This is a genomic window from Streptomyces sp. NPDC004065, from assembly GCF_044903565.1.
GTDB lineage: Bacteria > Actinomycetota > Actinomycetes > Streptomycetales > Streptomycetaceae > Streptomyces.
Genome location: NZ_JBJDQT010000020.1, coordinates 47,484 through 60,628, shown reverse-complemented (window position 1 = coordinate 60,628; position 13,145 = coordinate 47,484). Strand labels below are relative to the sequence as shown.

15 protein-coding genes are annotated in these 13,145 nt (G+C 72.4%); 6 read left to right on the top strand and 9 right to left on the bottom strand.

Annotation, left to right across the window (positions count from 1 at the left end; genetic code table 11):
* Window positions 1–57 precede the first annotated feature (57 nt).
* Both ACI2LW_RS21315 and ACI2LW_RS21310 read left to right on the top strand, forming a co-directional pair.
* Complete coding sequence (locus tag ACI2LW_RS21315; RefSeq protein WP_404732775.1) at window positions 58–1,065, top strand: acyl-CoA desaturase; 1,008 nt, start codon at window positions 58–60, stop codon at window positions 1,063–1,065.
* Entirely contained in the window at window positions 1,062–1,739 is a 678-nt protein-coding gene (locus ACI2LW_RS21310; protein WP_404732774.1) for a TetR family transcriptional regulator, read from the top strand. Before ACI2LW_RS21315 ends, ACI2LW_RS21310 begins: the two co-directional genes overlap by 4 nt.
* A gap of 36 nt (window positions 1,740–1,775) precedes the next feature.
* Here ACI2LW_RS21310 and ACI2LW_RS21305 read toward each other — a convergent pair whose 3' ends face one another.
* Together ACI2LW_RS21305 and ACI2LW_RS21300 are read right to left on the bottom strand one after the other, a co-directional pair.
* Window positions 1,776–2,255, bottom strand: a complete 480-nt coding sequence (locus ACI2LW_RS21305) for a VOC family protein (protein ID WP_404732773.1) — start codon at window positions 2,253–2,255, stop codon at window positions 1,776–1,778.
* Between the two features lie 3 nt (window positions 2,256–2,258).
* The gene (locus ACI2LW_RS21300) at window positions 2,259–3,077 is read right to left on the bottom strand and encodes a trans-aconitate 2-methyltransferase (RefSeq protein WP_404732845.1); all 819 of its coding nucleotides are present in this window, start codon (window positions 3,075–3,077) and stop codon (window positions 2,259–2,261) included.
* A 117-nt stretch (window positions 3,078–3,194) separates the two neighbouring features.
* On the opposite strand from ACI2LW_RS21300, the gene ACI2LW_RS21295 reads away from it, so the two are divergent.
* On the top strand, window positions 3,195–3,692 hold the full coding sequence (locus ACI2LW_RS21295; protein ID WP_404732772.1) for a MarR family winged helix-turn-helix transcriptional regulator: 498 nt from the start codon (window positions 3,195–3,197) through the stop codon (window positions 3,690–3,692).
* On the opposite strand, the gene ACI2LW_RS21290 is transcribed toward ACI2LW_RS21295, so the two are convergent.
* Complete coding sequence (locus ACI2LW_RS21290; protein WP_404732771.1) at window positions 3,651–4,418, bottom strand: LuxR C-terminal-related transcriptional regulator; 768 nt, start codon at window positions 4,416–4,418, stop codon at window positions 3,651–3,653. The two genes, ACI2LW_RS21295 and ACI2LW_RS21290, sit on opposite strands and share 42 nt — an antisense overlap.
* 266 nt (window positions 4,419–4,684) lie before the next feature.
* Here ACI2LW_RS21290 and ACI2LW_RS21285 point away from each other — a divergent pair, with 266 nt between their 5' ends.
* A complete protein-coding gene (locus ACI2LW_RS21285; protein ID WP_404732770.1) occupies window positions 4,685–5,128 on the top strand; it encodes a GNAT family N-acetyltransferase in 444 nt (147 codons plus the stop codon).
* An 8-nt stretch (window positions 5,129–5,136) separates the two neighbouring features.
* Here ACI2LW_RS21285 and ACI2LW_RS21280 read toward each other — a convergent pair whose 3' ends face one another.
* The 6 genes from ACI2LW_RS21280 to galT form a co-directional block, all read right to left on the bottom strand.
* A complete protein-coding gene (locus tag ACI2LW_RS21280) occupies window positions 5,137–5,619 on the bottom strand; it encodes a hypothetical protein (protein ID WP_404732769.1) in 483 nt (160 codons plus the stop codon).
* Entirely contained in the window at window positions 5,619–6,254 is a 636-nt protein-coding gene (locus tag ACI2LW_RS21275; protein WP_404732768.1) for a hypothetical protein, read from the bottom strand. The genes ACI2LW_RS21280 and ACI2LW_RS21275 overlap by 1 nt, the downstream gene beginning before the upstream one ends.
* A gap of 82 nt (window positions 6,255–6,336) precedes the next feature.
* Window positions 6,337–6,561, bottom strand: a complete 225-nt coding sequence (locus tag ACI2LW_RS21270; RefSeq protein WP_404732767.1) for a hypothetical protein — start codon at window positions 6,559–6,561, stop codon at window positions 6,337–6,339.
* A gap of 128 nt (window positions 6,562–6,689) precedes the next feature.
* Window positions 6,690–7,847 (bottom strand): galactokinase, encoded by a 1,158-nt coding sequence (gene galK / locus ACI2LW_RS21265; protein ID WP_404732766.1) that lies wholly within the window; start codon window positions 7,845–7,847, stop codon window positions 6,690–6,692.
* Window positions 7,848–8,816 (bottom strand): UDP-glucose 4-epimerase GalE, encoded by a 969-nt coding sequence (galE, locus tag ACI2LW_RS21260; protein WP_404732765.1) that lies wholly within the window; start codon window positions 8,814–8,816, stop codon window positions 7,848–7,850.
* Window positions 8,813–9,868 carry a galactose-1-phosphate uridylyltransferase gene (galT, locus tag ACI2LW_RS21255; protein WP_404732764.1) on the bottom strand — a complete coding sequence of 352 codons (1,056 nt, stop codon included), beginning with the start codon at window positions 9,866–9,868 and terminating at the stop codon, window positions 8,813–8,815. The genes galE and galT overlap by 4 nt, the downstream gene beginning before the upstream one ends.
* 223 nt (window positions 9,869–10,091) lie before the next feature.
* Between galT and ACI2LW_RS21250 the strand changes: the two genes are divergently transcribed.
* Together ACI2LW_RS21250 and ACI2LW_RS21245 are read left to right on the top strand one after the other, a co-directional pair.
* Complete coding sequence (locus ACI2LW_RS21250) at window positions 10,092–11,783, top strand: sodium:solute symporter family protein (protein ID WP_404732763.1); 1,692 nt, start codon at window positions 10,092–10,094, stop codon at window positions 11,781–11,783.
* Window positions 11,784–11,804: 21 nt separating this feature from the next.
* Complete coding sequence (locus ACI2LW_RS21245) at window positions 11,805–12,134, top strand: hypothetical protein (protein WP_404732762.1); 330 nt, start codon at window positions 11,805–11,807, stop codon at window positions 12,132–12,134.
* Window positions 12,135–13,145 lie beyond the last annotated feature (1,011 nt).

Below are 13,145 nucleotides of genomic sequence, written 5' to 3'. Positions count from 1 at the left end.
ACGGTTTGTGGAGCCCGAAGGCACCTGTCTCGACCCTCGACCCCACAGGGGACGCCCATGACCACAAGCTCCGATGTGATCGACGACGCCCCGAAGGCGCCCGGCACCGCAACGCCCTCCGCCACCCTGGGCGGCGAGCAGAAGCGTTCGATCGAGCAGATCACGCTGCTGCTCTTCATCACCGTTCCGTTCCTCGCGCTGCTCGCGGCGGTGCCGCTGGCGTGGGGATGGGGGGTGAGCTGGCTGGACCTCGGCCTGCTGGTCTTCTTCTACTTCCTCGGCTGTCACGGCATCACGATCGGTTTCCACCGGCACTTCACCCACGGCTCGTTCAAGGCCAAGCGGCCCCTGAGGATCGCGCTGGCCATCGCCGGCTCGATGGCCGTCGAGGGACCCCTGGTCCGCTGGGTCGCCGACCACCGCAAGCACCACAAGTACTCCGACCACGAGGGTGACCCGCACTCGCCGTGGCGTTACGGCGAGACGATCCCGGCGCTGATGAAGGGCCTGTGGTGGGCCCACGTCGGCTGGATGTTCGACGAGGAGCAGACGCCGCAGGAGAAGTACGCACCGGACCTGATCAAGGACGACACACTGCGGACGATCTCCCGTCAGTTCGTCGTGTGGACCACGGCGTCGCTGCTGCTGCCGCCGCTGATCGGCGGGCTGGTCACCATGTCGTGGTGGGGGGCCTTCACGGCGTTCTTCTGGGGTTCGCTGGTGCGGGTGGCGCTGCTGCACCACGTGACGTGGTCGATCAACTCGATCTGCCACGCGGTCGGCAAGCGCCCGTTCAAGTCGCGGGACCGCTCGGGCAACGTGTGGTGGCTGGCGGTGCTGTCCTGCGGCGAGTCCTGGCACAACCTGCACCACGCCGACCCGACCTCCGCGCGGCACGGCGTGGAGCGCGGCCAGCTGGACTCCTCCGCGCGCATCATCCGCTGGTTCGAGCGGCTCGGCTGGGCCTACGACGTGCGGTGGCCGTCACGCTCGCGTATCGATTCGCGGCGGAACACGGACTCGGACGGCTCCCGGCGCCGGAAGGAGACCGCCGAGGCGGCATGATTGAGGCCGTGGCGACCGACTCCAGCAGCACCCCGAGCAATGACAAGCCGCGGCGCGCGCGCCGCACCCGGATGACCGGTGCGGAGCGCCGCCAGCAGCTGCTGGAGATCGGTCGCACGCTGTTCGCCGCCAAGGGCTTCGAGGGCACGTCGGTGGAGGAGATCGCGGCGAAGGCCGGGGTGTCCAAGCCGGTGGTGTACGAGCACTTCGGCGGCAAGGAGGGGCTGTACGCGGTCGTGGTGGACCGCGAGATGCGCCGCCTGCTGGACATGGTCACCAGCTCCCTCACCGCGGGTCACCCGCGGGAGCTGTGCGAGCAGGCGGCGTTCGCGCTCCTGGACTACATCGAGGAGTGCACGGACGGCTTCCGCATCCTGGTCCGCGACTCCCCCATCCCGCAGTCCACCGGTTCCTTCGCCTCGCTGATCTCGGACATCGCCACCCAGGTGGAGGACATCCTGGGCCGCGAGTTCAAGTCCCGCGGCTTCGACCCCAAGCTGGCGCCGCTGTACGCGCAGGCCCTGGTCGGGATGGTCGCCCTGACGGGGCAGTGGTGGCTGGACGTGCGCCGCCCGAAGAAGGCGGAGGTGGCGGCCCACCTGGTGAACCTGGCCTGGCACGGTCTGGACGGCCTGGAGCCGAAGCCGCGTCTGATCGGTCACCGCAAGAGCTGAGGGCGCCCGGTGGCGGGGCGTCCGTACGGGCGCCCTTCAGGCGTCCGTACGGGGTCCGTTCAGGTGTCCGTGCGGGCGTGCGGCACCCGCGCCGTCCTCCCCGTCCTCCCCGTCCTCCCTGTCCGCCCCGTCCTCCCCGATCTCCCGGGCGGGGCTCCCGGCCGGCTCGAGGAACTCCAGCCGGTTGCCCACCGGGTCCTCGGAGTAGAAGCGGCGGTGGCCGGGCAGGCCGTCGTCCCAGGCGACCTTCGCGCCGCGTGCCGCGAGCCGGGCGGCGTACGCCTCGGTGCCCGTCACCCGCAGGCCGGGGTGGGCCTTGCGGGCGGGGCGGAAGTCCTCCTCGACGCCGAGGTGGAGCCGGACCGTGCCGGCCCGGAACCAGCAGCCGCCGCGGGCGGCGAGCGCGGGCGGCTTGGGGACCTCCGTCATGCCGAGCACGCCGGCGTAGAAGGCCCGCAGCGCGTCCTCGGAGCCGGGCGGGGCGGCCAGTTGCACATGGTCCACGGCGGTCAGCACCGCTCACGCCTCCTTGCGCGCCACCGCGAAGACACGGCGGAAGGGGAACGGGGTGCCGTGCGGCCCGGCCGGGTAGGCCGCCCGCAGCGCGGCCCGGTACTCGGCCAGGAAGTCCTCCCGCACCCCGGGGTCGTCGGCGAGCGCGGTGAGGACCGGGCGCAGGCCCGTGCCCTTGACCCAGTCCAGCACGGGGTCCTCGCCCGGCAGCAGATGGACGTACGTCGTCTCCCAGACGTCGGCGGTGCAGCCGAGGGCGGTCAGCCTCTCCAGGTAGGCCCCGGGCGTGAGGACGGCGTCCTCGTGGCGCAGCACGTCCCCGAGGCGGTCGCGCCAGCGGGCGGAGCCGGCCAGCGCGCGCATTAGCCGGTGGCTGGGGGCGGAGAAGTTGCCGGGGACCTGGAAGGCGAAGGTCCCGCCCGGCCTGAGGGCCGCCACCCAGTCGGCGAAGCGGTCCGCGTGTCCCGGCACCCACTGCAGTGTGGCGTTGCTGACGATCAGGTCGTGCGGCTCGGCGGGCGTCCAGGTGCGGGCGTCGGCGTGGGCGAACTCCAGGCGGCCGCCGCCCGGGGTGCGGCCGGCGTGGTCCACGACGGCCTTGTCGAGCATCTCGGGCGAGTTGTCGTAGCCGGTGACCAGGGCGGCGGGCCAGCGCTCGGTGAGCAGCACGGTGACGTTGCCGGGGCCGCAGCCGAGGTCGGCGATGCGGGGCGGGTCGCCCGTGAGGTCGGGGACGCGGGCCAGGAGGTCGGTGAAGGGGCGGGCGCGGTGGCCGGCGTGGCGCAGGTACTGGGCGGGGTCCCAGGTGGGGGTGCGGTCGGGCACGGCGGCCTCCTCGAAGTCGTACTCCACGGTGTTCCCACCTTCCGGGGAAGGTAGCTCGATGTCAAGAGACTTGATATCAAGAGACTTCACATCGACACAACCACTACACTGATCGTCATGGAGGACGAGGTCGATCGGCTGGTCGCGTCGTGGCGCCGGGAGCGCCCGGACCTCGACGTGGAACCGCTCGAGGTGCTGAGCCGGGTGAGCAGGCTGGCCCGGCACCTGGACCGCGCGCGCCGTCTGGCCTTCGCCGAGCACTCTCTGGAGCCCTGGGAGTTCGACGTCCTGACCGCGCTCAGGCGCGCGGGAGCTCCGTACCAGCTCTCGCCGGGACAGCTGCTGACCCAGACCCTGGTCACCTCCGGGACCATGACCAACCGCATCGACCGGCTGGCGAAGAAGGGCCTGGTGGAGCGGCTGCCCGACCCCAGCGACCGGCGCGGGGTGCTGGTGCGGCTGACGGAGGAGGGCAAGGACCGCGCGGACCGCTCACTGGCCGGGCTGCTCGACCAGGAGCGTGCCATCCTCGGCGAGCTGTCCTCCGCGCAGCGCGCGGAACTGGCCAGCCTGCTACGCCAGTTGACCGCCCCGTTCGACAACATCCCCGGTTAGGTCGGCCGGACCCACCCCGGCCCGGCGGGCCAGCGCCACGGCGGCGAGCGTGGAGTGCACGCCGAGCTTGCCCAGGACGTTCTGCATGTGGGTGCGGACGGTGTGCGGGGACAGGTACAGCCGCTCGGCGACGGCCTTGCGCCCCAGCCCCGCGACCATGCAGCGCAGCACCTCCCGCTCGCGCGGGGTCAGCGACTCCACCAGCCGCTCGCTCTCGGTGCGGTGCTTGCGGGCGGCGGTCAGCTCCCGCAGAACCCCGGTGAGCAGGGCGGGCGGCAGATGGGTCTCGTCCCGCAGCACCCCGCGGATGACGGTGAGCAGCCGGGACAGCGAGCAGTCCTTGGCCACCCAGCCGCACGCCCCGGCCTGCAGGGCGAGCGCCGCCCGGCGGGGGTCGTCCTTCTCGGCGAGCACCACGGTCCGCACCCCGGGCTGGGCGCCGCGCACCCCGGCGACCAGGGAGATGCCGTCGACCAGGCCGTCGGCGTTGCCCTCCTGGACCGGTACGGCCCTCCGGCCGCCCACCGCGTCACCGCCGAGGTCGGCGTCCACGAGCAGCACGTCGAAGCGGCGCCCCTCGGCCGCCGCCCGCTCCAGACAGCGCAGGGCCGCCGGACCGGAGCCCGCCGCGGCGACCTCCACGTCGGGCTCGGCGGCCAGGGCGGCGGCGAGCGACTCGGCGAAGATGCGGTGGTCGTCGACGACCAGGACTCGGATGCGAACCACTGAAAACCCCCTTCCCCAGGCTCCTGGTGGAGCAGGGGATTCCCGTCCGAGGAGCTCCGGCCGGCGCGGACACGACGCCCGGGGCGGTACGGCCGCACGGCCGCCGCCATGCGGAACTGCTACCCCCACTTCGGGCGTCGTACCCGGCTGTTCGCCCCCTGAACGGCGCCGGCCCCCACCGGCACCGTTCCTCAGAGTACGGGCGGGGGCCGGGACGGGAAGGGAATTCGCGGAACTGCCCGCCCGACGCGTTTAGGGTGTGCCGCATGTTTCGTATCGAGGCAGAAGTCGACAAGGAGCGGCGCGATCTGCTCCGTTCCCGCCTGCGCGACACGAACACGGCGGCCTCGCCCGTCCTCGCCGCCCTGCGCGGAACCCCCGCCGAACGCGAACTCCCGCTGCACGTCTGGGCCCTGGACGACGCCGGCGGACTGGCGGGCGGCCTGGTGGGCCACACCTGGACCACCTGGCTGCACGTGACGTACCTGTGGGTCGACGAACGCCACCGCGGCGCCGGCCTCGGCTCCCGCCTCCTCACCCGCGCCGAACGCCTGGCCCACGACGAACGCGGCTGCCGCGGCGCCCGCCTGGAGACCTGGGACTTCCAGGCCCCGCGGTTCTACCGCCGCCACGGCTACAAGGTGGTCTGCGCGATCCCCGACTACCCCCCGGGCATCACGGAGTACACCCTGATCAAGCCCTTGCGCTGAACGGGGGCTCAGCCGGGGTTCGGCGCGGGCGGCGGGGGCGGCGGAAGAGGCGGGTACGGCGGCCGGGACGGAATCCGCGGCCCGGGCCGGCCCGCCGGCGGAGCCGGAGGAGGCGGTGGCGGCTCCAGCGACCGCCGGGGGCGGGGTGCCGGCGGCCGGGGCGTCAGGGGCGGGGCCGGCGAGGGCGGCGGAGGCGGCGGAGGCTCGACCTCCGGCAGCACCGGTCCGCCCGCCCGCAGCCGCTCGACGGCCTGCTCGGCCCGCCGGCGGGCCCGCGGATCGTCGTCGCGCCGGAAGACGAGCAGCACCCGGTCCGGCGGACGGTACCCGGGCAGCAGCCCCGCGCTCGGGCCGCCGAGGCGCTCGACGGAGACCAGCGCGTACCCGAGCGCCCGCCCGACCGCCTCGGCCCGCCCCCGCACCGACGCCTCCCCCCGGATCTCCACCATCCCCCGACCGTCGAACCGCGACCGCAACGCGTCGTCGTCCATCAGCGCTCCTTGTAGCGGGGCAGTTCCCGGGGCAGTTCGCGACGCTTCTCGCACTCGGCCACGTGGTAGGCGTGGCGGGCCAGCCGGTACGCGAAGTCGGTCAGGGCCTGACGCAGCGGCACACCCGCGGCCCGGGCAGGTCCGTAGACCCGGGCTTCGGCGGCCACCGCATAGGGCCGGGAGGCGTTGTACTCGGGCACGGCGGGCGGCGTGCAGGGCACGTACACCGCCGAGGTCGTCTCCCCGGAGTCGATCCGGGCGAGCGCTTCCACGCCCTCCACGGAGACCCGGACGACTCGGCTTCGCTCCCCGGCACCGCGGTAGTACTCGAGCCATTGCCCACGGGAGACCTGCCGGACCCGCGCTTCTCCGGAGAGGGACGAATCGCTGCTGGTGGTGACCCGGCACCAAAAGGTGAGACCGTCCCCCGCGCCCTGCGTGTTCGCACTGCTGTCGGCCGATCGGACGTTGGGCAGCACTTGCTTGACCGTGTCGCGGTCGAGGGTGTCTTCGCACATTCTGTCCGGCAACAGATAGAGGCCCTTGTTCAGGAACATCCACCCACCACCGCAGAAGACTCCGAGAACGAGCAGGAACAGGAGGACCACCTTCCCACCCCGCCAGTGAGCAAGCATCGGCCGACGTTCCGGCGTTGTCTCCACTAGGGGCGCTCCTTCGCGTTCCTCAGGTACTCGTCGCTCGCATCCCATCCTTCGTTCACGGCATTGCGGACGAGAGCCCCGACGCCGTCCTTGGGCAAGAGAAGTGGTCGAACAGGTCGTGGGCGGCCCGGCCCACGGCTTCGAGGTCCTCGTGGCCCACGACGAGGTCTCCCTGGGTTCCGTCGCCTCCCTGGTCGGCCGGGTACTGGTTGAGCTGCATCCGCGCGGAATGCGCGTCGGCCGCCTGGGCCTTCAGCTGTTCCCACTCCTGCCATGCCATGTGTGGTCTCCCCCTTGTCCGGTCGCACCGCCAGGCGTGGTGGCGGCCGCGGCGCACCTTACCGGGATCCGTTCGGGTGCCGGACGCGCGCGGTCGGCGGGGAGGCCACCGGTGCGGTGGGCCGGGGGTCAGGTGAGGCGGTGGGCTCCTGGGGAGGGGGTCGCTTCGAAGACGCGGGGGGTGGGGAAGCCGGAGGTGGCGAAGGCGTCCTCGACGGCGCGGGTGACGGCGGGGACCGCGGTCGCCTCGGTCAGGACGATGGCGGAGCCGCCGAAGCCGCCGCCGGTCATGCGGGCGCCGAGCGCGCCGGAGGCGAGGGCCGTGTCGACGACCAGGTCCAGCTCCGGGCAGGAGACGCGGAAGTCGTCGCGCAGGGAGGCGTGGCCCTCGGTCAGGACCGGGCCGATGGCGCGCGGGTCGCCCGAGTGGAGCAGGGACACCACCCGTTCCACCCGCTCGTTCTCGGTGACGACGTGCCGCACCAGGCGGCGGACCTCCTCCTCGTCGCCCAGCCGGGCGAGCGCCGCGTCCAGTTCCGCGTAGGGCACGTCCCGCAGGGCGTCCACGCCGAGCAGCGCCGCGCCCTTCTCGCAGCCGGCCCGGCGCTTGCCGTACTCGCCGTCGCTGTGGGCGTGCTTGACGCGGGTGTCCACGACCAGCAGGCGCAGCCCCTCGGCCGCGAGGTCGAAGGGGATCTGCCGCTGGGACAGGTCGCGGGTGTCCAGGAAGAGGGCGTGGCCGGCCTCGCAGCAGGCCGCGGCCGTCTGGTCCATGATGCCGGTGGGGGCGCCGACGTAGACGTTCTCGGCGCGCTGGCACAGCCGGGCCAGCTGCCAGCCCCGCAGCCCCAGCCGGAACAGGTCGCTCAGGGCCAGGGCGACGACGACCTCCAGGGCGGCGGAGGAGGACAGGCCGGCGCCCGTGGGGACCGTCGAGGACAGGTGCACGTCCGCGCCGGTCACCTCGTGGCCGGCCTCCCGCAGCGCCCAGACCACGCCGGCCGGATAGGCCGTCCAGTCCTTGTCGGACCCGGGCGCCAGCTCGGCCAGGCGCAGCTGCACCGGGGCGCCCGGCACGTCGGCCGAGTGCAGGCGCAGCACCCCGTCCGTCCGGCGGGCGACCGCGGCGACCGTGACGTGCGGCAGCGCGAACGGCATCACGAAGCCGTCGTTGTAGTCGGTGTGCTCGCCGATGAGGTTGACGCGGCCGGGCGCCGCCCACACCCCGTCCGGCTCGGCGCCGTACAACCCGGCGAAGCCGTCCCGCACCTCTTGTGCTGCCCCCACTTAGCGCTCCTTCGCGATGTGCTGCGCGAACTCCCAGGCGTCCGCGACGATACCCGCGAGATCCGCGCGGGACGGGGTCCAGCCGAGCTTCTCCCGGGCGGCGTCCGCGGAGGCGACCAGGACCGCGGGGTCGCCGGCCCGGCGCGGGGCGACGACCTCGGGCACGGGGTGGCCGGTGACCCGGCGGACGGTCTCGATCACCTCGCGCACGGAGAAGCCGTTGCCGTTGCCCAGGTTGCAGATCAGGTGCTCGCCGGGCCGGGCGGCCCGCAGGGCCAGCAGATGGGCCTCCGCGAGGTCGGCGACGTGGATGTAGTCGCGCACGCAGGTGCCGTCCGGCGTGGGGTAGTCGTCGCCGTAGACGGAGATCGCGTCACGGCGGCCCTGGGCGACCTGGAGGACCAGCGGGATCAGATGCGACTCGGGGTCGTGGCGCTCGCCGCAGGCGCCGTAGGCGCCGGCCACGTTGAAGTAGCGCAGGGAGACCGCGCCCAGGCCGTGGGCCGCCGCCTCGCCGCTGATCATGTGGTCGACGGCGAGCTTGGAGGCGCCGTAGGGGTTGGTGGGCCGGGTGGGGGCGGTCTCGGCGATCGGCACCTGCTCCGGCTCGCCGTAGGTCGCGGCCGTGGAGGAGAACACCAGCGTGCGCACCCCCGCCTCGCGCATGGCGGCGAGCAGCGCCATGGTGCCGCCGACGTTGTTCTCCCAGTACTTCTCCGGCTTCACCACCGACTCGCCGACCTGCGAGAACGCGGCGAAGTGCAGAACGGCGTCGTAGGAGGAGTCCAGCCATTTGGCGGCGTCGCGGATGTCGCCCTCGACGAAGGCGGCGCCCGCCGGGACGCCCTCGCGGAAGCCCGTCGAGAGGTTGTCGAGGACGGTGACCTCGTGGCCGGCCTCCAGCAGGTGCTGGGCGACCACGCTGCCGACGTAGCCCGCGCCGCCCGTCACCAGGTACTTCCCGCTCATGAACTCGCTACCTCTCGCAGTCGCTCGGCCGCGCGCTCCGGCGGCACGTCGTTGATGAACACACTCATGCCGGATTCGGAACCGGCGAGGTACTTCAGCTTGCCGGAAGTACGGCGGACGGTGAAAAGCTCCAGGTGGAGCGCGAACTCCTCGCGCACCGCATTATCACCCGAGCGGCCGAACGGGGCCTGGTGCCAGCCCGCGATGTACGGGGTCGGAGGCTCTCCCTCGCCGAAGATCCGGTCGAAGCGCCTCAACAGTTCCAGATACACCTGGGGGAACTCCGTGCGCGCCGCCTCGTCGAGCGCGAGCAGGTCGGGGACGCGGCGCCTGGGGTACAGATGGACCTCGTAGGGCCAGTGCGCCGCGTACGGCACGAAGGCCACCCAGTGTTCACCCTCGAGGACGATCCGCTCATCGGCCAGTTCGCGCTCCAGGACCGCGTCGAACAGGTTCTCCCCGCCGGTGGCCTCCTGGTGCGCCGCCAGTGAGCGCAGCATCAGGGCGGTGCGCGGGGTAGTGAAGGGGTACGCGTAGATCTGACCGTGCGGGTGACCCAGCGTCACGCCGATCTCCGCACCACGGTTCTCGAAACAGAACACCTGCTCGACGGAGGGCAGATGCGACAGCTCCGACGTCCGGTCCGTCCACGCGTCCAGCACGAGTCGCGCCTGCCTCTCGCTCAGGTCGGCGAAGGAGGCGTCATGGTCGGAGGTGAAGCAGACGACCTCGCACCGGCCCGAGTCGCCGGCCAGCGAGGGGAAGCGGTTCTCGAAGACCACCACGTCGTAGGACGAGTCGGGGATCTCGCTCAGCCGCTCGCCGCGGGAGGGGCACAGGGGGCACTCGTCGGCGGGCGGGTGATACGTGCGGCCCTGGCGGTGCGAGGCGATGGCGACCGAGTCGCCGAGCAGCGGGTCCCGGCGGATCTCGGAGGTGGTGACGGTCGGCTCCAGCGGGCGCCGGTCGACCGCGTCGCGCACGGTGTCGTCCCGCAGGTCGTAGTAGATGAGCTCACGACCGTCGGCGAGCCGGGTCGAGGTCTTCTTCACTGTCGGACTCCCTCTGGATCCCACGGCCGGTCTGGGTGTCCCCGGGTCGGAACCCGGCACCTTCACCCCCAGTCACCCAACACAATCAAACATAACACATCACAACCAACCAAGACCCCTCGACATCACAATCAAACAAAGACGACCAACAAAAGTGTTCAATTACTGAACGCGGAGGCGTAGGTTCCCCGCTGGATCAGTTCGCGCAACGAAGCGAGTTCTCATGCAAACCCCCCCATACAACGCCGTGGAGCTGGCAGCGGGGCTACGGCTCCCCACGAACGGGCTCGACTACACGATCCTCGGGATCTACTTCGCCGTGGTCCTCGGCATCGGCTTCGCCGCCCGCCACTCGGTCAAGACCAGCCTCGACTTCTTCCTGTCCGGGCGCTCCCTGCCGGCGTGGATCACGGGACTGGCGTTCGTCTCCGCCAACCTGGCCGCCACCGAGATCCTCGGCATGGCCGCCAACAGCGCCCAGTACGGCGCCTACACCGTGCACTGGTACTGGATCGGCGCCATCCCGGCCATGGTCTTCCTCGGCCTGGTGATGATGCCGTTCTACTACGGCTCCAAGGTGCGGTCGGTCCCCGAGTTCCTGCTGCTGCGCTTCGACAAGGGCGCGCATCTGCTCAGTTCGGTCCTGTTCGCCTTCGCGGCGGTGCTGATCGCCGGTGTGAACCTGTACGCCCTCGCGATCGTCGTCGAGGCGCTGCTGGGCTGGCCGCAGTGGCTGGCGATCGTGGTCGCCGGCTTCTTCGTGCTCGCCTACATCACCCTGGGCGGCCTGTCCTCCGCGATCTACAACGAGGTGCTGCAGTTCTTCGTGATCCTCGCGGCGCTCATCCCGATCGTGGTGCTCAGCCTGAAGAAGGCCGGCGGCTGGGACGGCCTGACCCAGAAGCTCACCGCCACCCACGGGGCGAACTTCACCACTGCCTGGGGCGGCACCGGCATCGGCCACGCCAACCCGCTCGGCGCCAACTGGCTGACCATCGTCCTCGGCCTCGGCTTCGTGCTGTCCTTCGGCTACTGGACGACCAACTTCGCCGAGGTGCAGCGCGCGCTGTCCGCGAGGAACCTCTCCGCCGCCCAGCGCACCCCGCTGATCGCCGCCTACCCCAAGATCTTCATCGTCTTCCTGGTGATGATCCCGGGCCTGGCCGCCGCCGCGCTGGTGCCGCACTTCGGCGCGCCCGGCTCCGGCTACCAGTACAACGACGCCATCCCGTACCTGATGCAGGAGCTGCTGCCCAACGGCGTGCTCGGCATCGCGGTGACCGGTCTGCTCGCCGCCTTCATGGCGGGCATGGCGGCCAACGTGTCGTCCTTCAACACCGTGTTCACCAGCGACATCTGGGCGAAGTACGTGGTCAGGCACCGCGAGGACGAGTACTACGTCCGCTTCGGCCGGATCATCACGGCGATCGGCGTGCTCGCCTCGATCGGCACCGCGTTCCTGGCCTCCTCGTTCTCGAACATCATGGCCTACCTGCAGACGCTGTTCTCCTTCTTCAACGTGCCGATGTTCGTGGTGTTCATCGTCGGCATGTTCTGGAAGCGGGCGTCCATGAAGTCCGGCTTCTGGGGCCTGCTCGCCGGCACCGTGACCGCGATGGTGAACTACTTCGTCATCTACAAGCAGGGCATCATCGGCATCCCCTCGGACCAGGGCGCGAACTTCGTCTCCGCGATCGCGGGCTTCGTCGCCGGCGCGGTGGTCATGTTCGCCGTGTCGCTGTTCACCCGGCCCAAGCCGGCCGAGGAGCTCCAGGGCCTGGTCTACGGCACCCGGTCCCCGGGCGTGGCCGAGCCCGCCGCCCCCGGCGACGAGGCCTGGTACCGCAGGCCGGCGCTGCTGGGCTGGGGTGCCGTCGTCATCGCCGCCCTCTGCTACATCCCGTTCTCGTTCTGATCGCGGGAGGATTGAGAGACCATGTCTGAGTCCGAGCGCTCGGGATTCTCCGAGAAGGACGTCCAGCGGGAAGTCACCGAGCTGGAGCACCAGTCCGCGACCGCCGCGCGCATCTTCGACCTGCGGCGCATCATCGGCGGCCTGTTCGTGCTGTACGGGATCATCGTGACGATCACCGGGATCACCGACTCCCAGGCGGCGATCGACAAGGCCGAAGGGGTGAACATCAATCTGTGGACCGGCCTCGGGATGCTGCTCCTCGGCCTGTTCTTCCTGGTGTGGATGAAGCTGCGCCCGGTGAGCCACCCCTCCGGGGAGGAGCTGCTGGAGGAACAGAAGCCGGAGCAGTGAGCCACCGGCCGGGCGCCGGCCCGGTCGGGGCGCCGGCCCGGTCGGGGCGCCCGGGAAGGGGCGCCCTGACCGGGGCGCCCGGGCGGGGGCCTTGCCCGGGGGCGCCTGGGCAGGCTGGCGCCTGGCCGGGGGACCGCCTGGGCAGGGCGGCACCCAGGCAGGCCGCGGCGCCCGGGAGGGTGGCACCCGGGAGGGTGGCACCCGGGCAGGCAGACGTCGGGGCAAGCGGGCGCCCGGGAGGGTGTGGTGCCCGGCCGGGTGGCACCCGGGCAGGCAGGCCTCGGGGCAGGCAGGCCTCGGGGCAGGCAGGCGCCCGGGAGGGTGGCACCCGGGAGGGTGGCACCCGGCCGGGTGGCACCCGGGCAGGCAGGCCTCGGGGCAGGCAGGCGCCCGGAAGTGTGGTGCCCGGCCGGGTGGCACCCGGGCAGGCAGGCCTCGGGGCAGGCAGGCGCCCGGAAGTGTGGTGCCCGGCCGGGTGGCACCCGGGCAGGCAGGCCTCGGGGCAGGCAGGCGCCCGGAAGTGTGGTGCCCGGCCGGGTGGCACCCGGGCAGGCAGGCGTCGGGGCAGGCAGGCGCCCGGAAGTGTGGTGCCCGGCCGGGTGGCACCCGGGCAGGCAGGCGCCCGAGAGGGCAGCGCCCAGCCAGGACGTGCAGGCGGAGCGCCCTGCCCATGGGGCACCCGGACGGGCGGGTGGCGCGCAGGCAGGTGCGGGCATGCGTGGGGGGCACGCACCGCGCCCGCTCGCGCCCCTTGAGCGCCTCCCACGCCGGACGGAGGGCCGGAGGCCGTCGCCGGAGGCCCGAAGGCCCGCGTCGGAAGACCGGAGGCCCGCGCCGGAGAGCGGGAGACAGCCGCTGGGAGATCAGGGGCCACCGCGAAGACCACAAGCCACCGCCGAAGACCGGACGCCCACGCCGGAAGACCGGAGACGGCCGCCCGAACGCCGGGCCCGCCCCGGAAAGCCGGGGCGCCCCCGAAGACCGGGGACCGCCGCCCGACTCCCGGGCCGC